We start from the raw sequence: 20353 nt of genomic DNA, 5'->3' as shown, positions 1-20353 counted from the left end.
ATGACGAAGCTGGACGAGGTCGGAGCCTGGATCCGCGAGCACCTGCCGGCGCTGCTGGCCGAGCACGGGGTGCCGGCCGCCGGGGTGGCGGTGCTCGCCGAGGGCGAGGTGGTCGACGCCGCTGCCGGGGTGCTCAGCACCGTGACCGAGGTGACCGCGACGCCGGACTCGCTGTTCCAGATCGGCTCGATCACCAAGGTCTGGACGGCGACCCTGGTGATGCAGCTGGTCGACGAGGGCCTGGTCGCCCTGGAGGACCCGGTCAGCCGGCACCTGCCCGGCCTGACGCTGGCCGACGGGGCGGCGGCACGCACCCTCACCGTGCGCCAGCTGCTGAGCCACACCGCCGGCTTCGAGGGCGACGTCTTCACCGACACCGGCCGCGGCGACGACGCCCTGGAGCGCTACGTCGCCGGGCTCGGCGACGTGGCACAGCTCTTCCCACCCGGCGAGCAGTTCTCCTACAACAACGCCGGCTACTGCCTCCTCGGCCGGCTGGTGGAGGTGCTGCGCGGCAAGCCGTTCGACGAGTGCCTGGCGGAGCGCCTGTTCACCCCCCTCGGCCTCACCCACGCCGCGGCCAGCCCGTACGAGGCGATCGTCCACCGGGTCGCGGTCGGCCACGTGCGCCCCGAGCCGGAGGCCGCGGAGGTGCCGGCGCCGATGTGGGCGATGGCCCGGTCCAACGCCCCGGCCGGCTCGATGCTGTCGATGCGGGCGCGGGACCTGCTCGCCTTCGCCCGGATGCACCTGGAGGCGGGCAAGGCCGCCGACGGGTCGAGCGTCCTGGACGCCGGCACGGTCGCGGCGATGCAGGAACGCCAGGTGGAGCTCCCCGACATCCGGGTGATGGGTGACGCCTGGGGGCTGGGCTGGGAGCTGTTCGACGGCCAGGGCACCCCGGTCATCGGGCACGACGGCAACACGATCGGCCAGGCCTCGTTCCTGCGGGTCCTGCCCGAGCAGGGCGTCGCCGTCGTGCTGCTCACCAACGGCGGGGACCCCTACGGGCTGTACCGGGACGTCGTGGGCCACGTGCTGCGTGAGCTGGCCGACGTGCAGCTGCGGGCGCTGCCGGTGCCGCCGGTCGACCCGCCCCGGGTCGACGCGACGCGGTACGCCGGCACGTACAGCAGCCGGGTGGCCGACCTGGTCGTCAGCCAGGACGACGACGGCCGGATCTGGCTGGAGATGCGCCCCAAGGACATCGCCCTGGAGATGGGCGAGCAGCCCGAGCGCAGCGAGCTGGTCTCCTTCGCCCCGGACACGCTGATCCCGGTGCAGGCGCAGTCCGGCCTGCACGTGCCCTTCGCCTTCCTCGGCGACGACGGCGCCGGGCACGCCCGGTTCATGCACATCGGCCGCGCCGTCCCGCGGGTCGCCGGATGACACCGCTCGGACGGCTCGTCACCCACGACGAGCCGGTGCGGTCGGCCTCGTCCGCCCGGACGAAGAACCTGCGGCTGTCGCGCGGCAGCCTTCTCGCAATCGCCGCATCAGGAGAGGACACACCATGAGGCTCATCCGGACCGGCGTCGGCGTCTCCGCCGCCACGCTCCTCCTCGCCGGGTGCGGCGGTGGAGACGACGGGGGTGGCGGCAGCGGGGAGGTCGTGGACGGCGGCACCTTCACCATGGCGCTGTCCTCCGACCCGGGGAACCTCGACCCGCAGGCCTCGGCGGCCAGCGACCTCTTCCAGCTCAGCCACTTCGCCTACGACTCCCTGGTGTTCATCGACAGCGAGGGGGAGGTCGTCTCGGGGATCGCCGAGGACTGGACGGTCGACGCCGAGACCGTCACCCTGACCATCGGCGACGACGTCACCTGCTCCGACGGCTCGCCCTTCACCGCGAGCGACGCGGCGGCGAACCTCAACTGGATCGCCGACCCGGCCAACCAGAGCCCCTTCCTCGGGGTCTTCGTGCCGGCCGGCGTCGAGGCCACCGCGGAGGACGCCACCGGCACCGTGACCATGGACCTGGCCGGGCCCGCGCCCTTCGTGCTGGAGGGCCTGGCCGGCGTCCCGATGGTCTGCGCCGCAGGCCTGGAGGACCGCGACCAACTGGCCGCGGAGACCCTCGGCACCGGGCCCTACGAGCTCACCGAGGCCGTCCCCAGTGACCACTACACCTACACCGTGCGTGAGGGGTACACCTGGGGCCCCGACGGCGCCGGCACCGACGTCGAGGGCATGCCCGACGAGATCGTGGCCCAGGTCGTCGGCAACGAGACCACCTCGGCGAACCTGCTGCTGTCCGGAGGGCTCAGCGCCGCGCAGATCCTGGGTCCGGACGCCGAGCGGCTGGCGGAAGAGGGCCTGTTCGACGCGACCGTCACCGCGGTGCTCGGCGAGATGTGGTACCACCACGGCGAGGGCCACCCCACGGCCGACCCGGCGGTGCGGATGGCTCTGACCCAGGCGGTCGACCTGGACCAGCTGGCCGAGGTGATCACCTCGGGCCGGGGCGGACCAGGCACCACGTTCGCCGCCTCCGCCCCGGCGTCCTGCCCCGGTGACTCGATCTCCGGCGCGCTGCCCGAGTACGACCTGGCGGCGGCCCAGCAGCTGCTCGACGAGGCCGGCTGGGAGGCCGGCGCCGGTGGCGTGCGCAGCAAGGACGGCCAACGGCTGCAGCTGACGTTCCTCTACGACAGCGCCCTGGGCGCGCCGGGCTCCGCGGCCGCCGAGCTCGTCGCCGCCGCCTGGACCGAGCTCGGTGCCGAGGTGACGACGACGCCGAAGGACGAGACCGCCGCGGTCGAGACCATCTTCGGCACCGGTGACTGGGACGTCGCCTGGATCCCGGTCAACGTCAGCAGCCCGGACCAGCTGGTGCCGTTCCTGTCCGGCCCGACGGTGCCCGACGGCAACAACTTCGCCGCCATCGACAACGCCGACTACACCCAGCTGGTGGCCGAGGCGATGACCATGATCGGCACGGAGGGCTGCGACACCTGGCTGGAGGCGGAGGCCGCCCTGGTCCGGGACGCCGACGTCGTGCCGTTCGCCAACCAGGACGTGAGCTTCTTCGGCAGCGGCACGGAGTTCGAGGTCGTGGACGTCCTCCAGCCGACCAGCATCCGGATGGTCGACTGACCCGGCCTCGGACGACGACGCTGACGGCGGAGAGGCGGCGACGGTGACGAGCACGACCACGGCGACCGGCGCGACGGCAGCCACCGGCGCGACGGCGGGGCGCCGAGGGGTGGACGCGGCGCTCGACAGCCCTTGGCTGCGGTTCGCCGCCCGGCGCGCCGGCCGGCTCGTCGTCTCGCTGTGGGTGCTGGTCACCGCGTCGTTCCTGATGATCCACCTGATCCCGGGTGACCCGGTCCGGGCCGCGCTGGGGCCGACCGCGCCGGCGTCGCTGGTGGCGGCCCGGCGGGCGTCCCTCGGCCTGGACGACCCGCTGTGGCTGCAGTACGTGCACTACCTGCAGGGCGTGCTCACCGGCGACCTCGGCACGTCGCTGACCTCCCGGCTGCCGGTCTCGCAGGTGATCTCCCAGCGGCTGCCGGCGACGGCCCAGCTGGCGGTGCTGGCGTTCCTGGTGGTCGTGGCCCTGGCCGTCCCGATCGGGGTGGCGATGGGCGTGCTCACCCGGGGTGGGCGGGCCCGGCGACGCGAGCTGGCGTTCTCCTCGGCGAGCGTCGTCGCCGGGGCGGTCCCGGACTTCCTGCTCGGCGTCGGCCTGGTCTACGTCTTCGGCGTCCAGCTGGGCTGGCTGCCGGTGGCCGGCCAGCGGGGCGCGAGCTCCTACGTCCTGCCGGTGCTGGCACTGGCCGTGGGGCCGGCCGCGGCGCTGGCCCGGATCCTGCGGGTGGAGATGCTCTCGGTGCTGCAGGCCGACCACGTGCGCACCGCCCGGGCCAAACGCCTCCCGGCGCCGAAGGTCTACCTCCGGCACGCCATGCCGAACGCGCTGACCTCGACCATCACGCTGGGCGGGCTGCTGCTCAGTGCGCTGGTCGCCGGCACGGTGCTGGTGGAGAACGTCTTCGCCTGGCCGGGGCTGGGCAGCACGATCGTCTCCTCGATCCTGCTCAAGGACTACTCCGTGGTGCAGGGCATCGTGCTCGTCTACGGCGCCGGGGTGCTGCTGGTGAACCTGACCGTCGACGTGGTGCTCGCGCTGCTGGACCCGCGCTCGGCCATCCGGGAGAGCTGAGCCGATGACGACCGCACCCGTGCCGCCCACCGCCGTCGACCAGCCGGCCGCCGCCCCCACCCGGCGGTCGGCTGCGAGGGCCCGCTGGCTCGCCGTGCTCCGCACCCCGGTCGGCGCCGGAGCGGGCCTGCTGCTGGCCGTGGTGCTCCTGCTGGCGGTGTTCGGCCCGGTGTTCTGGTCCGACGCGGCCGACACCGTGGACACCACCGCGGCGATGCAGGGCGCCTCCGGTGAGCACTGGGTGGGCACCGATGCCCTGGGCCGCGACCTGTTCGCCCGGGTGCTGGTGGCCACCCGGCTCTCCATCGGCCTGGCGCTGCTGGCGACGCTGATCGCCGTGGTCCTCGGGTTGCTGCTGGGCACCGCGCCGCTGCTGCTGGGCCGGCGCGCCGGGCGGCTGGTGACCGCAGCGGTCGACATCGCCGTCGCCTTCCCCGGGCTGCTGCTGGCGCTCTTCTTCGCCGTCGTCTTCGGGGTGGGGGCGACCGGGGCGGTGCTGGCCATCGGCTTCGCCGGTGCCCCCTCCTTCGCCCGGCTCTCCCACACGCTGGCCGCCGGGATCGCCGACCGCGACTTCGTCGCCGCCGCCCGCATCGCCGGGGTGGGCCGGGTGCGGGTGCTCCTGCGGCACGTGCTGCCCAACATCGGCGAGCCGCTGGTGGTGAACGCGACGATCGGTGCCGGCGGCGCACTGCTGGCCTTCGCCGGGCTGTCCTTCCTCGGTCTGGGCGTACAGGCGCCCAGCTACGACTGGGGGCGGCTGCTGCAGGACGGGCTCAGCGGCATCTACATCCACCCGGAGGCGGCGCTGGCCCCCGGCGTCGCGATCGTCGTCGCCGGGCTGGCGTTCAACCTGTTCGGTGAGGCGGTCGCCAAGGGCATCGGGCTGACCGCCACCGTGAACGGGGCGTACCCGGTCCCCGGGCGCTCCCGGGCCGACACCGTGCCGGCCGCGGTCACCGACGACGGCACCCCGGCCACCGACCCCGGCCCGGCGGCGGACCGGCCGGTGCTCGACGTCCAGGACCTCTCGGTCACCTTCCCGGGGCCCGGTGGGCTGGTGCGCCCGGTCCGCGGGGTGAGCTTCCGGATCGGCCGGGGCGAGGCGGTCGGCGTGGTGGGGGAGTCCGGCTCGGGCAAGTCGCTCACCGCGCTCGCGGTCGCCCGGCTGGTCGAGCAGCCGGGCGAGGTCACCGCGGACCGGCTGGAGTTCCAGGGCACCGACCTGCTGACCGGGTCCGAGCGCAGCCACCGCCGGCTGCTGGGCACCTCGTTCGCGATGGTGTTCCAGGACCCGATGACGTCGTTCAACCCGACCCGCCGGATCGGGCGTCAGCTGGCCGAGGTGGCCCAGGAGCACCAGGGGATGAACCGGCGGCAGGCGCTGGACCGCGCCGTCGACCGGCTCCGCAGTGTCCGGGTGCCCGCCGCCGAGCGCCGCGCGCACCAGTACCCGCACGAGTTCTCCGGCGGCATGCGCCAGCGGGCGATGATCGGCATGGGCCTGATGGGCGAGCCGACGCTGATCGTCGCCGACGAGCCGACCACCGCGCTGGACGTGACCGTGCAGCGGCAGGTGCTGGACCTGCTGGCCGCCGTGCGCGCCGCCGACGGCGTGGCGCTGCTGCTGATCAGCCACGACGTCGCCGTCGTAGGGCAGGTGTGCGACCGGGTGCTGGTGATGTACGCCGGCCGGGTGGTGGAGGACCTGCCGGCGGCCGAGCTCGACACCGGCGCCCGCCATCCCTACACGCGGGCGCTGGTGGCCGCGGTGCCCGACATGGACGTCGACCTGGACGCGCCGCTGCCGGTCATCCCCGGCCGGCCGGTCGACCCGGCGCACCAGCCGCCCGGCTGCGCCTACGCCCCCCGGTGCCCGCTGGCGTCGGCTCGGTGCACGGCCGAGGACCCCGCCCTCGCCGACGACGGGACCGGCTGGCGGGTGGCCTGCTGGCACGCCGGTGAGGTCGCCGACCTCGCCGTCCCCGGAGCGGCACCCGTCGCGGTCTCCCTGGGGGAGCGGGCATGAGCGAGCTGCGGTTCGACGACGTGAGCGTCCGGTACGGCTCCCGGCGGCGGGCGATGACCGCCGTCGACCGGGTCAGCCTCACCGTGCCGGACGGCGCCGTCGTCGGGCTGGTGGGGGAGTCCGGCTCGGGCAAGTCGACGCTGGCCCGCGCGGCCGTGGGGCTCACGCCGCTGTCGGGCGGCCGGATCCTGCTGGACGGGGAACCGATCCGGCACGGGTCGGGCCCGCGGCCGGTGCAGATGGTCTTCCAGGACCCGTACTCCTCGCTCGACCCGCGGATGACGATCGGGGAGAGCATCGCCGAGGCGGTACCGCGGGGCACCGGCTCGGCCGACCGGCGGCGCGAGGTGTCCCGGCTGCTGGAGCTGGTCGAGCTGGACCCGGCCCGGGCCGGCGCCCACCCCGGCCAGCTGTCCGGCGGTCAGCGGCAGCGGGTGGCGCTGGCCCGCGCGCTGGCCGCCCGGCCCGCGGTGGTCGTCGCCGACGAGATCACCTCCGCGCTCGACGTCTCCATCCAGGGCACGGTGCTGAACCTGGTGCGCCGGCTGCAGCGGGAGCTGGGCACGTCCATGCTGTTCATCTCGCACAACCTGGCCGTCGTCCGGTACGTGGCCAGCGAGATCGCCGTGATGTACCTGGGCCGCATCGTGGAGCACGGGCCGGCCGAGCAGGTGCTGGCCGACCCGCAGCACCCCTACACCCGCGACCTGCTCGCGGCCGTGCCCGACTCCGCGCACGCCCGCTCGGCGCGGTCCGCCGCCGACCCGACGCCGGCGGCGGTGGCGGCCGCGGAGCCGGCCGACCCGCACGCCCCGCCACCGGGGTGCCGGTACCACCCGCGCTGCCCGGTCGGGCCGCTCGTCCACCCGGAGCGGGAGGTGTGCCGGACCACCGAGCCGACGGCGGACCACCGGCACGCCACCGCCTGCCACTTCGCGCCGGCACCCGAGCCACTGGCCGGTCGCACCACCTGACCGGCGTTCGCCGGCAGTCGGTCAGCCCATCGACTTCTGGCCGTCGATGGTCTCGCGCAGGACGTCGGCGTGGCCGGCGTGCTGGGCGATCTCGGCGATCACGTGCAGCACCACCCGGCGGGCGGACCACTGGGTGCCCGGCTCGAACCACGGCGCCTCCGGCAGCGGGTGGGTGGCGTCCAGGCTCGGCAACGTGCGGACCAGCTCGTCGGTGCGCTGGGCGACCGCGGCCTGCTCGGCGAGCAGCCCGGCCAGCGTCTCGTCCGGTCCCATCACGAACTCCGCGGCCCACTCCTCCGCCGTCGACTCGTCGAACGCCGGGAAGACGGTCGGGCCGGTCACCATGAACTCCGCCCACGTCCGCTCGGTGCCGGTCACGTGCTTGAGCAGGCCGCCCAGGGTCAGCTCGCTGACGGTGGGCCGCAGCCGCGCCTGCTCGTCGGTCAGCCCCTGCACCGTGTGCGCCAGGAACCAGCGGTGCTTGGCGAGCGACTCGAGCAGGTCGGCCCGCTCGGCGGTGACAGCGGTGGTGGTCTCGGTGGTGGTCATCGGTGTGCCCTTCGTCGACGGGATCTCGTACCGACGATGCTGTCGGGCATCGGTGCCAGATCCTGTCCGCATCAGGTGGCAACCTGAGCGCATGACCGATCCCACCGCCCGCGCGCTGCGCCTGCTCTCGCTGCTGCAGGGCCGCCGCGACTGGGCCGGCGGCGACCTGGCCGGCCGGCTCGGGGTGTCGCTGCGCACGCTGCGCCGTGACGTGGAGCGGCTGCGTGAGCTCGGCTATCCGGTGCAGGCCCGGCCCGGGGTCGACGGGGGATACCGGCTGGCCGCCGGGGCGGCGCTGCCGCCGCTCGTGCTGGACGACGACGAGGCGGTGGCGCTCACCGTCGCCCTGCAGGCCGCGGCGGCCGGGGCGGGTGCCGGGATGGCCGAGCCCTCGGTGCGGGCGCTGACCAAGGTGGTGCCGGTTCTCCCGGCCCGGCTGCGCCGCCGGGTGGAGGCCCTGCAGGCGATGACGGTGCCCGCAGCGCCCTGGTCCGACGGCGGCCCGGCGATCGACCCGCAGCTGCTGGTGGCGGCCGCCCAGGCCTGCCGGGAGGGTGAGCGGCTGGCGTTCACCTACACGGCGGCCGGGAGACCACCGGCGGGGCGCCTGGTGGAGCCGCACCGGCTGGTCCCGCTGGGCCGCCGCTGGTACCTGGTCGCCTACGACCCGGCCCGGGGCGACTGGCGCACCTTCCGGCTCGACCGGATGTCCGGCGTGCAGGGCAGCGGAGCCCGGTTCGCGCCGCGGCCGCTCCCGGCCGAGGACGCCGCCGCGTTCGTCCGGGCCGGCATGGACCGGTTCCGCACGCCCACCGTCGTGGAGGCGGTGGTCGAGGCCCCGGCGGCGGTCGTGCGCGACCGGGTCGGCCGCTGGGTGCGGGTCACCGACGACGGCCCGGACCGCTGCCGGGTGCACCTGGAGACCGACGACCTGGACTGGCCGGCGCTGGTGCTGGGCGCCGTGCGCGCGGACTTCACCGTGGTCGCCCCGGCCGAGCTGCGGGAGCGGCTCGCGGAGTGGTCGGAGCGCTTCGCCCGCGCGGTCGCCGGCTGAGCACCGGTCACCAGCGCAGCAGCCGCAGCTCCAGCATCGCGGCGAACCGGGAGTCGGCGTCGCCCAGGTCGATCCCGCCGACCTCGGCGATCCGGCGCAGCCGGTAGCGGAAGGTGTTGGGGTGCACGTGCACCTTCGCGGAGGCGGCGATCGCGTCCCCGAAGGCGTCCAGCCAGGCACGCAGCGTCTCCACCAGCTGGGCGCGGTGTGCGGCGTCGTACTCGGCCAGCCGGGCGACCGGCCCGGAGGCCTGGTGCCCCTCGGCGGCGGCCAGGTCGGCCAGCTGCAGCATCAGCGACTCGATGTGCACGTCGCCGGCTCGGGCCACCCGGCGGGAGGTGGTGCCGTTGCGCAGCACCCGCAGGGCCCGGTCGGCGGCGTCCCGGGAGCGGGTCAGCGCCGAGACGTCGAGGGCGACGGTGCCGACGCCGATCATCCTGGGCACCCGGCCTCCGGTGCGCTGCAGGAACTCGGTGGCCACCGCGGCGGCCCGCACGTCCGCCGTCGGTGCGTCGGCCCCGACCGGCAGGACGGCGTAGCAGACCCCGCCGACCAGGGCGACGACGGAGCCGGGGTGCAGCGCGGTCAGGTGCACCGCCAGCGCGTCCGCGGAGCGCTGCCGCTCGGCCTCGCGCCGGGCCAGGGTCAGTGCGCCGTGCTCGTCGGTGCTCTCGGTCAGCCCCATCGCCAGCACGATCAGCGGCCGGTCAGCCAGCCCAAGCCGGCTCAGCGCGTCGACCGTGCCCGGCCCGCCCTCCAGCGCGGTGGCGACCAGCTCGCTGGCCAGCCGCCGCTCCACGTCGGCACCGGCCCGCATGCGCAGCAGGTGCAGCGCGACCAGCTTCGCCGCGTCGACCAGGCTGCGCTCGCGAGAGGGGTCCAGCGGCTCGTCGACGGCGGCCCAGACGGTGCCGAGGATCTCGTCGCCGGCCCGCACCGCGACCGCCACCCGCGCGATGGTCACCTCCGGCATCCCGAGCACCTCCGGCGACATCCACACCGGGCGGTCGGTGGCGTACAGCTGCCGGAACACCCCGTGCGCCTCGAGCCGGCGGGTGAACCGGTCGGGCACCTGGCGACCGAGGATCGTCTGGATGCGCGACTCGTCGGCCTCGTCCTGGCGGCCGGAGAAGGCGAGGATGTGCGAGCTGCGGTCCTCGATGGTCACCGGCGCGTCCAGCAGCGAGGCGATCGCGTTGGCGAGGGCGAACAGGTCCCCGCCCGGCACCCCGCCCAGCGACTCGGAGCCCGCGGTCCCGACCCCGCCCTCGCCGAGCAGCGAGCGGACCAGGGTGGCCAGCTGGTTCCAGCTGGCGCCGCGGGTCAGTGCGAGCAGCACGGTGCCGGTGCGCTCGGCGACCGCGGCGATCCGTGGGTCGGCCGGCGCCGGCGCCCGCACGACCAGTCCCGCCCCGCCGGCGGCGGCGGTCTGCTCCAGCAGGTCCAGGACGGCGTCCGGCTCGTGCACGCCGACGCCCAGCACCAGCGCCCGGGAGGGCAGTGCCGGGGGGTCGACCGGGTCGTGGATGACCAGCCCGCCGACCCCCTGCTCGGCCAGGTCGGCCGTCGGGTCGCCGGCCGCGACCTCGAGCAGGGTGGTGCCCAGGTGGTCCAGGACGTGGCCGAGGCTGGCGCGGGGGGCCGCCGCCGGTGCAGCAGCGAGCGTGGACAGACCCGGGACCGAGCTCGCAGGCAGGCTCACCGGGCCGACCCTAGGGGCGGCGGCGGTCGCGCGGACAGTCCTGGCGCACGACCCGGAGGTGCCCGGTTCGTCCGGTCGGACGAACCGGGCACCTCAGCGCAGGTCGATCTCCTCCACCGAGGTGGTGACCTCCTCGAGCCGCGCCGCGTCGGGCTCGACCCCCAGGCCGGGGCCGGTCGGCACCCGCAGGTGCCCGTCGTCCAGCCGGAACGGCTCGGTGATGTCGGTGGCGTAGTACCGGTCGGAGGCCGAGGTGTCCCCGGGCAGGGTGAAGTTCGGCAGCGCGGCCAGTGCCACGTTGGCGGCGCGGCCCAGCCCGGTCTCCAGCATCCCGCCGCACCACACCGGCACGCCGTGCGCGGCGCACACGTCGTGGATCCGCCGGGCCTCCAGGTACCCGCCGACCCGGGCGGGCTTCACGTTCACGATCGAGCAGGCGCCCAGCCGGATCGCCGCCGCGGCCGAGCGGGCCGAGGTGATCGACTCGTCCAGGCAGATCGGCGTGCGCACCGTGCGGGCCAGCTCGGCGTGGCCGAGCACGTCGTCCTCGTCCAGCGGCTGCTCGATCAGCAGTAGGTCGAAGGGGTCCAGCCGGGCCAGGTGCCGGGCGTCGGAGACGGCGTAGGCGGTGTTGGCGTCGACCTGCAGCGCCACGTCGCCGAAGCGCTCCCGGACGGCACGGACCGGCTCGACGTCCCAGCCCGGCTCGATCTTCAGCTTGATCCGCAGGTAGCCGGCCTCCAGGTAGCCGCCGACCGCGTCGAGCAGCTCCGGGATCGAGTCCATGATCCCGACCGAGACCCCGCAGGGCACCCGGTCGACGGCGGCTCCCAGGAACGAGCCGAAGGAGCGCCCGTCCGCGCGCAGCTCGGCGTCCAGCACCGCCGTCTCGATCGACGCCTTGGCCATCCAGTGCCCGGAGTAGGGGGCCAGCGCCCGGCCGACGGCGTTGGCGTCGAGGTCCGGGACGGCGGCGACGGCGGGGAGGAAGAACCGGCGCAGCACGTCGGCGACGCCGTCGACGTACTCGGCGGAGTAGCGCGGGTCCGGCAGCGCGGCGCACTCGCCCCAGCCCTCCGCCACGTCGGTCCGCGCCCGCACCAGCAGGATGTCGCGGGCGGTCTGACTGCCGAACGACGTGCGGAACGGTGCCACCAGCGGCATCCGGATCCGGCGCAGTTCCACGGCCTCGAGCTTCACGGTGTGGCCCTCCCGGCCTCAGGGGCGCCGGGCAGACCCGGGCCGTCGACGACGTACCAGCCCTCGCGGGCGAACCCCCGCACGCGGGCTCCTGCGGTCAGCGCACCGCCGAGGGTGGCGCGCACGGCGATGCGCCACTCCGCGGCCAGCGTGGCATCGCGGGCACGCAGTGTCTCGACGTCGGCCGGGACGGCGATCAGCGCGGGCACCCCCGGCGTCCCGGGCCGGGCCTCCGGGCGCCCGCCGGGCCCCACGGTCAGGACGGTGGCCGCGCCGGCGGCCAGCAGGGCGGGCAGGTCGACGTCCACCGGCTGGCCGGCGACCGCCCGCACCACCGCGGGGGCCTCCAGCGACCAGCAGGTGAGCAGCCGGTCGGACTGGTCGGAGGCGTTGATGGTGTCGGCCATCGGGCCGTAGAAGTCCGGCAGGTACTCCACCGGCGTGGCGGCCAGCCGGCCCAGGTTGAACCAGGCGTTGCGCCGGACGAGCGGGTCGAAGGTCCAGCTGATCCGGTCGAGGCCGTGCTGCAGTGCCCACGCCCGCTGGTGCAGCTTCAGCGCCCGGCCGACGCTGCGTCGCTGTGCCGACGGTGCGACACCGGTGACGTGACTGTGCAGGGCGGTGCCCGACGGGGCCGCGAAGAAGGCCACGCAGGCCCCGACCAGCTGCCCGTCGGCGTATGCACCGAACAGCGGGTTGCCGGCCTTGGTCAGCGCCCGCATCAGCTCCACGGTCACCGGCGGGTTGTCCGGGGCGGGGTGCCAGATGGAGTCGAAGAGCGCCTGGACGGCCCGCAGGTCGGTCAGGTCGGTGAGCGCGGCGACCCGCACCCCCGAGGCGGCGGCGGCCTCCGCGGCGACGACCGAGGCCGCGCCGGCGCCGGCGCGGGCCGCACCCTGACCACCCGGCCCGGTGGCGGGCAGGGGCAGCGGGGTCCCGGCGATCAGGTCGGTCACACCGCCCATGGTCGGTGCGGTGGTCCCGCCCGGGCTTGGTGCGGGGTGCTCATTCACCGGGGCGCTCTTCGTCCGGGACGCCAACGCCCCCGCCGTCCAGCACCGTCCGCACCAGGCCGGCGAGGAGCGCGGCCCGGCCAGGGAGCTGGTCGGCGAGCACGTGCTCGCCGACGGCGTGCGCCCCGCCGCCGACCGCACCCAGCCCGTCCAGCGTGGGCACCCCGATGCCGGCGGTGAAGTTGCCGTCGGAGGCGCCCCCGACGGTGACCCCGGCCGGCGCCGGCAGGCCCAGCTGGGCCGACACCGCCGTGGCCAGCGCGAACAGCCCGGCCGAGGCGGTCTCCTCCAGCGGCGGCCGGTTGATCCCGCCGCGCAGCTCGAGGACCGCGCCCGGCAGCTGCGGGGTCAGCGCGCGCATCCCGGCGTCGACCCGCTCCTGCTCGGCGGCGGTGCGCGCCCGGACGTCGACGCTGAGCCGGCCGGTGGCCGGGACGGTGTTCGTGGTGGTGCCCGAGGTGAGCACCGTCGGGGTGACCGTGGTGCCCAGCGCCGGGTCGGCCAGATCGGCGATCGCCAGCACCTGGTGGGCGAGCTCGACGGTGCTGCTGATGCCCTTCTCCGGTTCCAGCCCGGCGTGGGCGGCCCGACCGGTCACCAGCAGGTCGTACATCGAGGCGCCCTTGCGGCCGGTCTTGAGCGCACCGCCGTCGGCGCTGGCCTCCAGCACCAGCACCGCGGCGCAGCCGGCGGCCTCGGTCCGGATCAGGTCGGCCGACGTCGGGGAGCCGATCTCCTCGTCCCCGGTGACCAGCACGCTCACCCCGTCCAGGTCCTCGCCCGCGGCCTGCAGCCGGGCCAGCGCGGTGAAGGCGAGCACGATGCCGGCCTTCATGTCGAAGCAGCCCGGCCCGCGCACCACGCCGTCGGTCACCGACCACGGGATCTCCGTCAGGGTGCCCAGTGGCCAGACCGTGTCCTGGTGGCACAGCAGCAGCACCCGGCGGGGGCCCGCACCGAGCCGCCAGCGCAGGTGCGTGCAGCCCTCGTGCAGGAGCACCTCCGGCTCCGCCCCCAGCGCCTTCGCGCCCAGCCGGGCCACCCGGGCCGCGCCGGCGGCCACCGCGGCCGGGTCGGCCGAGGGCGACTCGACGGTCACCAGCTCCTCGAGGTCGGCCAGCATCGCCGGCAGCAGCGCGTCGTACTCGGTGGGTCGGACGTCGTGGGGCAGCAGGTGGGTCACCGGGGGATCAGCCCTTCCTCGGGTTGGCGCGGCCGCCGGCGTGCACGTACGCGCTGCCGTCGGCCAGTTGGTAGAACGTGACCGCCGTCCAGCCCTGGGTACCCGGGGCGCGCATCGCGAACAGTCCGTCGGAGACCGGCACGAGCTCGTGCTCCTGCACCGGCTGGCCGGTCGCCTCGGCCACGGCGCCGACCGCGGTCTGGCGCAGCACCAGCCCGCCGTCGCGCTCGAACACCTCCGTCTGCACCGAGCTCCGCTCGTAGGAGCCGACGTGGCGGGTGAGGTCCACCGCCGGTGGCTCGGCCGGCGGCTGCAGGCGGTCGGCCATGGTCACCCCGGCCAGCTCGGCGAAGACCTCGCGGTAGAGGTCGGCGTAGACGTCCAGCATGTCCCCGCCGTTGGTCAGCAGCGACACCACCAGGCCCTGGCCCGGGCGCTCGCCGGGCAGGACCCGCAGGAACGCCCCCTGGCCCAGGGTGCCGCCGTCGTGGCCGTGCAGCCGCGCCCCGTGCCAGTCGAACCGGATCCAGCCCAGGCCCCAGGAGTCACCGAGCGACCAGGTGTCCGGGAGGGCGGTCTGCGCGGTGGTCATCGCCGCCGCCGACTCCGCGGACAGCAGCCGGGTGCCGTCGGCGGCCACGCCCCCGCGCAGGTGTGCGGCGGCGAAGGCGGTGACGTCCCGGGCGGTGGCGTTGACCAGGCCGGCCGGGCCCAGCGAGCGGGGCAGCAGCCAGGTCGGCGACGGCTGCGGCTCGGCGCCGGGCTCGGCGGCGATGTGCCCGACGGCGGCGCGGTGCAGGATCGCCTCCTCCGGCAGCGTGGAGGTGTGGGTGAGCCCGAGCGGCTCGATGACCCGCTCGCGCAGGGCGGCGTCCCAGGTCTGGCCGGTGAGCACCTCGACCACCCGGCCGACCAGCGTGAAGCCGGAGTTGCAGTAGGAGAAGGTGGCGCCCAGCGGGTGGTTCTGCGCCACGTCGGCCAGCGCGGCCACGTACCGCTCGATGCAGTCGTCGCCCCGGCCGGTGTCGGTGAAGACGTCGCCGTCGATGCCGCTGGTGTGGGTGAGCAGGTGCCGCATCGTCACCCGCTTGGCGACGTCGGGGTCGCCCAGCTGCAGCTCCGGGAGCGCCTCGACCAGCGGGGCGTCGAGGTCCAGCTTCCCCTCGTCGACCAGCTGCATCACCAGCGTCGTCGTCCAGACCTTGGTGATGGAGCCGATCTGGAACACCGAGTCGGTGGTCACCTCGACCCCGGTGGCCTTGTTGAGCACGCCGGTGGCGGCCTCCACCAGCTCGTCGTCGGCACCCGGGGTCACCCGCCGGATCGCCAGCACCGCCCCCGGTACGCGGTGCGCCGCGGCGAGCTCGTCCAGCCGCCGCTGCCAGTGCGCGGCGTCCAGGACGGGGCGGCTGTTCCCGTGCTGCTCCGCCCAGGCGATCAGCCGCCGGCTGTAGCCGACCCGGTGCGACGGGCGGCCGTCCAGGATGAACAGGTGTGAGCCGCCCGGGAAGAGGACCAGCTCAGTGGGGACGCGCTGGGTGCGCAGCGCGGTGAACCACTGTTCGGCCTGGCCGACCGGGCAGCGCTCGTCCGCACCGCCGTGCAGCACCAGCGTCGGCGTGCGGACCCGGTGCACGTTCGTGATCGGCGAGAGCGCCCGCACGGCGTCGGGGTCGGTCACCGGGTCGCCGTACTCCAGCGCGAGCGCCTCCCCGGCGTCGCTGGTGCCGGTCATGCTGGTCAGGTCGGCGACCACGCCGCCGGTGATCGCGGCGGCGAACCGGTCGGTGCGGCCGGTCAGCCAGCAGGTCATGAAGCCGCCGTAGCTGTAGCCGGTGAGCACCAGCCGGGCCGGGTCGGCCACGCCCTCGTCGACCAGCTGGTCGACCGGGTCCAGGAAGTCGCGTTCGTCGGCGGTGCCCCAGCCGCCGACGGCGCCGGTGAGGAACCGCCGGCCGTAGCCGTCGCTGCCGCGCGGGTTGACCAGCAGCACCGCCCAGCCCGCGGCGACCAGCGCCTGGTGGTACGGGTGCGCGGCGTCGGCCACCGGCGACCAGGCGTTGTGCGGGCCGCCGTGCACGTCGACCAGCAGCGGCGCCGGCTGCGGGGTCGCGGGGTCGACCAGCAGCCAGCCGTGCACCTCCGTGCCGTCGTGCACGGTGAACGTCCGGGGCTCTGGCCGGACCAGCGCCACCTCGGGGAGCGAGTCCGCCGTGTGCGTGGTGAGCCGGGTGACGGTGCCCGAGCGCAGGTCGACCACGCCGACCTCGCCGTAGCTGGTCGGGTCGGCCAGGACAACGGCGGCGACGTCGGCCCCGCCGGCCACCGACAGCCCGGAGACGACGACGTCCGCGCCGGTCAGCACCGGGCGGGGCGTGCCCGACCCGTCGACGGCGGTCGCGTAGACGTGCGAGCAGCCCCGGTCGCGGACGCAGAAGACGACCTCGGCGCCGTCCCGGGTCAGCTGCGGCAGCCCGCCGGGGTAGCCGGGGCCGCCCGGCATGACGTTGCGGTCCAGCGGCGCGGCCAGGTCACGCACGGCGGGGACGGTGTCCAGCGGCTGGACGAGCAGGCCGGTGTGGTCGACGGAGACCGTGGGCTGGCCGGTGACCAGCAGCGCCTCGCCGTCGGCGGTCCACACCATCGGGCCGGCCAGGCCCAGGCCGTCACCGACTCTCCGGGGTGGGCCACCGGCGACGTCGACCACGTGCGCCGGGGTGCGGTGGGTGAGGTCGGCGTCGGGGTCGGTCGCCGCGGCGAACGCCAGCCGGGTGCCGTCGGGTGACCAGGCCGGCCGGCCGGCGTGCCAGTCGCCGGAGGTCAGCTGCCGCACCTCGCCGGTCGCCAGGTCCAGCACGTGCAGGTGCTGGCGGACCCCGCGCAGCAACCCGGCACCGTCGGCCTTGTAGCCGATCCGGGTGGTGCTGATCGGCGCGTGCTCGTCCGGGTCGGCCGGGCGGACCGGCGAGGTGAAGGCGATGCGCTCCCCGTCCGGGCTCCAGACCGGGGCGCCGGCGCCGGCGGGCAGGTCGGTCACCTGCTCGGCCTCGCCGCCGTCGACCGGCAGCAGGTGCAGCTGCGGCGGCCCGTCGCCGCGGCGGAGGAAGGCGACCCGGTCGCCGGCGGGGGAGAAGGCCGGGCTGGTGTCGGCGGTGCCCCGGGTCAGCGGCGCCGGCGCCCCCCAGCCGTCGGCCGCGGCGCGGACCCGCCAGAGCGCGTGCCGGTCGGCGTCGGCCGCGGTGTCGGTGGTGCGCAGCACGTAGACGACGGCGCGCCCGTCGGGGGAGACAGTGGGCTCGCCCGGCAGCTGCAGGGCGTGCACGTCCTCGAGAGCGAGTGGTCGACCCATGGGGCGAGCCTGCTGCCCGAGCTCCGGGTGCTCTTCGTACGGCGCGACGAAGCGCTGCCGGGTGTGCTGGTGGCTGCGACCAGGCCGGGTCAGGTCCGCTGCCGGGTGGCGAGGGTGTTGAGCAGCGCCGCGGCCTGCCGGGCGCCCGGCACGGTGACGGCGAAGCGTCGTCCGTCGCCCTGGACCACCTCGACCGCCGCACCCCCGCGCAGCACGACGGCCCGGCGCCCGTCCCGGCCCACCCGGTAGCCCCAGCCGCCGAACTCGCGCAGCGGCCGGACGTCGACGACGGTGGCCTCGGCGATGTCGGCGAGCGGCACCTGCCAGGCGGGTCGGCCCAGCGGGGAGCGCACCGTCAGGCCGCGCTCGTCGACCCACACGCGGGCGGAGCCGAACAGCAGGCCGACGGCGAGCAACAGTGCCGGGGCCAGCAGCAGCGCCGGCGGTGCGGTGCCGATGAGGACCAACCCGCCGAGCACGAGGCCGCCGGTGCCGAGCGCGGCGAGGCCGACCGGCTCCATCGTCGCCCGGCCGGACCAGACGGCCCGCTCGCCGGGGGCGACGGGCAACCGGGGGGCCGTCTCCGGCGGGGCGCTGGAGGCCCGTGCTGCTCCGGGAGGTGTGCCCGGCAGGAGCCGGGCGGCGGCCGCGCCGGCGAGGACGGCGAGCAGGCCGGCGACGAGGGTGGCCAGGGTGGGGGAGGGGGCCGCCGCGGGGTCGACGAGGCCGCGCTGCCCGGCGACGCTGCCGACGACGAGCCCGACGCAGAAGACGGAGATCCCGGTCGCCGAGCCGGCTGCCAGTCGGCGCTCGGGGGCGGCGACGCGCCGGGCGCGCAGGACCAGCGCCGTGCCCAGCGACCCCAGCGCGGGGACGATGCCGGTGAGCAGCACCGTGCGCAGCGGGGCGGCGAAGCCGTCGGCGCCGTCGGTGCCCCAGTGGACAGCGACCGGCATCGGCAGCTCCGGCCGCCAGGACGCCACCAACGCAGCACCGGCCGCCCAGACGGCCAGTGGCAGCGCGACGGCGGCGACGTCCCGGGCCCGGCGGAACGGGCTCCGTCCCCCGGTGAGGTCCATGTCGTGTCCGTGGTTCATGCCATCGCCTCTCTGACCATCTCGGTGACCTCGGTGGCGCTGAGCCCCAGGCGCCGCGCCTCCCCGACCAGCGCGTGCACCGCCTGGCGCAGCGCGGCGACCGCCGGTGCGGCGTCGGTGCGCACCTGGGCGCCGCGGCCGCGGCGGAGTTCGACCAGGCCCTCGGCCCGCAGCTCCTGGTAGCCGCGCAGCACGGTGTGCAGGTTGACCCCCAGCGCGGCCGCCAGGTCGCGGGCGCCGGGGAGGCGCTCGCCCGGGGCGATCTCGCCCACGGCGATGCCCCGCCGCACGGCCGCGGAGATCTGCGCGTGCAGCGGTGCCGGGGAGTCGGGGTCGATGCGCACCAGCACGTCAGCAATCTAACTGTTCTATGCAGACTAGAACAAGTTTGGTTGCATCCCGCGGGTCGGGAGCGGGTAGCGGCCGGTCATGACCGAGAGCACCGAGCAGCCGCAGCGCGTCGCCGTCGTCACCGGGTCGGAGTCGGGCATGGGCCGGGCGATCGCCGTCGCCCTGGCCGAGCAGGGCTGCGACGTCGGCGTCACCTGGTACCGCGACCGGGCCATGGGGGAGGAGACCGCCGAGCTGGTCCGCGGCACCGGCCGGCGCGCCGAGCTGCGGCACCTGAATCTCACCCGGCTGCCCGGCGCCGCTGCGGTCGTCGACGACCTGGCGGACGCGCTCGGCGGCCTCGACGTGCTCGTCAACGACGCCGGGACCGGGCACATGTCGACCGTTCTGGACACCGACTACGAGACCTGGTGCACCGTGCTCACCACCGACCTCGACGGCGCCTTCCTCTGCCTGCAGCGCGCCGCCCGCCGGATGGTGGACGCCGGCCGCGGTGGCCGGATCATCAACATCACCAGCGTGCACGAGCACCTGCCCCGGGTCGGCAACGCCGCCTACAGCGCGGCCAAGGGCGGGCTCGGGCTGCTCACCCGGGTCGCCGCCCTCGAGCTCGGCGAGCACGGCATCACCGTCAACGCGGTCGCCCCCGGCGAGATCGCCACGGCGATGACCGGGCAGGAGGACGAGGACCCGACCGCGCCGGGCAAGCGCCGGCCGGGCATCCCGGTGCCCCGCCCCGGCGACGCCCGCGAGGTCGCTGCCGTGGTGGCGTTCCTTGCCTCCGACGCGGCGGCCTACGTCACCGGCGCCTCCTGGGCCGTGGACGGCGGCATGATGCAGATGGGCCCGCAGGCCGGCTCGCACCTGACGTCGGACGACTGGCGCCGCCCCTGACCGCACGAGAGAGGTGCCGGTGCCCGAGCTGGACGACGACCTGGAGACGATCGCCGAGGAGCTCTACGCCGTCGCCCCCGAGGAGTTCGTCGCCGCCCGCACCGCTGCCCGGGACCGGGCCCGCGCGGCCGGGCACAAGGAGCTGGCGAAGGCGGTCGCCGCACTGCCCAAGCCCACGACGGCGGCCTGGGTCTGCAACCTGCTGGTCCGCCGCCAGCCCGAGGAGGTCGACCAGCTGCTCGAGCTCGGGGAGCTGCTGCGGCAGGCCCAGGTCGACCTCTCCGCCGACCAGCTGCGCGCGCTGGGCCGACAGCGGAACCAGGTGGTCGCCGCCCTGGCCCGGCAGGCGCGTGCGGTCGCGCACCGGGAGGGGCACGACGTCAGCAGTGCGGTCGCCGACCAGGTGGAGAGCACCCTGCGGGCGGCGATCGCCGATCCCGACGCCGGGACGGCGCTGCGGGCCGGCCGGCTGACCACCGCCCTGTCCTACAGCGGCCTGGGGCCGGTCGACCTCGCTGGCGCGGTGGCGACCCCGATCCGCTCCGGCGGGGCGGCCCCGGCCCCGGTCCGCGGTCAGGAGGCCCGGACCGGAGCGGGCGCGGCGCCGGGCGCCGACGCGGCGCAGGGGAGGCAGGCGGAGGAGCGTCGCCGGGAGGCCGAGGAGCGTCGCCGGGAGGGCGAGGAGCGCAGCGCTCGTGAGCTGGCGCAGGCCCGGCGGGACGCCGAGGAGGCCGCCGGGGTGGCCCGGGACGCCGACGCCGCCATGGCCGCGGCGGAGCAGCAGGTGGC

16 protein-coding genes are annotated in these 20353 nt (G+C 75.9%); 8 read left to right on the top strand and 8 right to left on the bottom strand.

Features of this window, described 5'->3' with window-relative positions; translation table 11 throughout:
- The 5 genes from IN07_RS12760 (at position 1) to IN07_RS12740 (ending at position 7172) form a co-directional block, all read left to right on the top strand.
- Positions 1-1389 (top strand): serine hydrolase domain-containing protein, encoded by a 1389-nt coding sequence (locus tag IN07_RS12760; RefSeq protein WP_036336278.1) that lies wholly within the window; start codon positions 1-3, stop codon positions 1387-1389.
- Between the two features lie 124 nt (positions 1390-1513).
- Positions 1514-3097, top strand: a complete 1584-nt coding sequence (locus IN07_RS12755) for an ABC transporter substrate-binding protein (RefSeq protein WP_036336277.1) — start codon at positions 1514-1516, stop codon at positions 3095-3097.
- Between the two features lie 43 nt (positions 3098-3140).
- Entirely contained in the window at positions 3141-4169 is a 1029-nt protein-coding gene (locus tag IN07_RS12750; protein WP_197058469.1) for an ABC transporter permease, read from the top strand.
- 4 nt (positions 4170-4173) lie between these two features.
- Positions 4174-6198, top strand: a complete 2025-nt coding sequence (locus tag IN07_RS12745; RefSeq protein WP_081975378.1) for a dipeptide/oligopeptide/nickel ABC transporter permease/ATP-binding protein — start codon at positions 4174-4176, stop codon at positions 6196-6198.
- Positions 6195-7172, top strand: coding sequence for an ABC transporter ATP-binding protein (locus IN07_RS12740; protein ID WP_036336276.1), 978 nt, complete (start codon positions 6195-6197; stop codon positions 7170-7172). Before IN07_RS12745 ends, IN07_RS12740 begins: the two co-directional genes overlap by 4 nt.
- 21 nt (positions 7173-7193) lie before the next feature.
- Here IN07_RS12740 and IN07_RS12735 read toward each other — a convergent pair whose 3' ends face one another.
- Positions 7194-7721 (bottom strand): DinB family protein, encoded by a 528-nt coding sequence (locus tag IN07_RS12735; protein WP_081975377.1) that lies wholly within the window; start codon positions 7719-7721, stop codon positions 7194-7196.
- Between the two features lie 91 nt (positions 7722-7812).
- On the opposite strand from IN07_RS12735, the gene IN07_RS12730 reads away from it, so the two are divergent.
- Positions 7813-8775, top strand: coding sequence for a helix-turn-helix transcriptional regulator (locus IN07_RS12730; RefSeq protein WP_036336275.1), 963 nt, complete (start codon positions 7813-7815; stop codon positions 8773-8775).
- 7 nt (positions 8776-8782) lie between these two features.
- Here the strand turns inward: IN07_RS12730 and IN07_RS12725 are convergent, their stop codons facing one another.
- The 7 genes from IN07_RS12725 to IN07_RS12695 form a co-directional block, all read right to left on the bottom strand.
- On the bottom strand, positions 8783-10477 hold the full coding sequence (locus IN07_RS12725; RefSeq protein ID WP_197058468.1) for a PucR family transcriptional regulator: 1695 nt from the start codon (positions 10475-10477) through the stop codon (positions 8783-8785).
- 93 nt (positions 10478-10570) lie between these two features.
- Positions 10571-11677: an o-succinylbenzoate synthase gene (gene menC / locus IN07_RS12720; RefSeq protein ID WP_036336274.1), complete on the bottom strand. Its 1107-nt coding sequence runs from the start codon at positions 11675-11677 to the stop codon at positions 10571-10573.
- Positions 11674-12642 carry a GNAT family N-acetyltransferase gene (locus IN07_RS12715; RefSeq protein ID WP_036336273.1) on the bottom strand — a complete coding sequence of 323 codons (969 nt, stop codon included), beginning with the start codon at positions 12640-12642 and terminating at the stop codon, positions 11674-11676. The genes menC and IN07_RS12715 overlap by 4 nt, the downstream gene beginning before the upstream one ends.
- 40 nt (positions 12643-12682) lie before the next feature.
- Positions 12683-13873: a M20 family metallopeptidase gene (locus IN07_RS12710; protein WP_231558264.1), complete on the bottom strand. Its 1191-nt coding sequence runs from the start codon at positions 13871-13873 to the stop codon at positions 12683-12685.
- Between the two features lie 7 nt (positions 13874-13880).
- A complete protein-coding gene (locus IN07_RS12705; RefSeq protein ID WP_036336272.1) occupies positions 13881-17222 on the bottom strand; it encodes a serine hydrolase in 3342 nt (1113 codons plus the stop codon).
- 89 nt (positions 17223-17311) lie between these two features.
- Positions 17312-18319, bottom strand: coding sequence for a hypothetical protein (locus tag IN07_RS12700; protein ID WP_052091214.1), 1008 nt, complete (start codon positions 18317-18319; stop codon positions 17312-17314).
- Complete coding sequence (locus IN07_RS12695) at positions 18316-18669, bottom strand: GntR family transcriptional regulator (RefSeq protein ID WP_036336271.1); 354 nt, start codon at positions 18667-18669, stop codon at positions 18316-18318. Before IN07_RS12695 ends, IN07_RS12700 begins: the two co-directional genes overlap by 4 nt.
- A gap of 79 nt (positions 18670-18748) precedes the next feature.
- Here IN07_RS12695 and IN07_RS12690 point away from each other — a divergent pair, with 79 nt between their 5' ends.
- Together IN07_RS12690 and IN07_RS12685 are read left to right on the top strand one after the other, a co-directional pair.
- On the top strand, positions 18749-19564 hold the full coding sequence (locus tag IN07_RS12690; protein WP_036336270.1) for an SDR family oxidoreductase: 816 nt from the start codon (positions 18749-18751) through the stop codon (positions 19562-19564).
- A 19-nt stretch (positions 19565-19583) separates the two neighbouring features.
- Positions 19584-20353 (top strand): hypothetical protein (locus IN07_RS12685; RefSeq protein ID WP_156119169.1); only part of this gene is annotated, 770 nt, incomplete at its 3' end.

The sequence above is a fragment of the Modestobacter caceresii genome, from assembly GCF_000761485.1.
Classification (GTDB): Bacteria; Actinomycetota; Actinomycetes; order Mycobacteriales; family Geodermatophilaceae; genus Modestobacter; species Modestobacter caceresii.
This window is presented reverse-complemented; position numbering and strand designations above follow the sequence as displayed.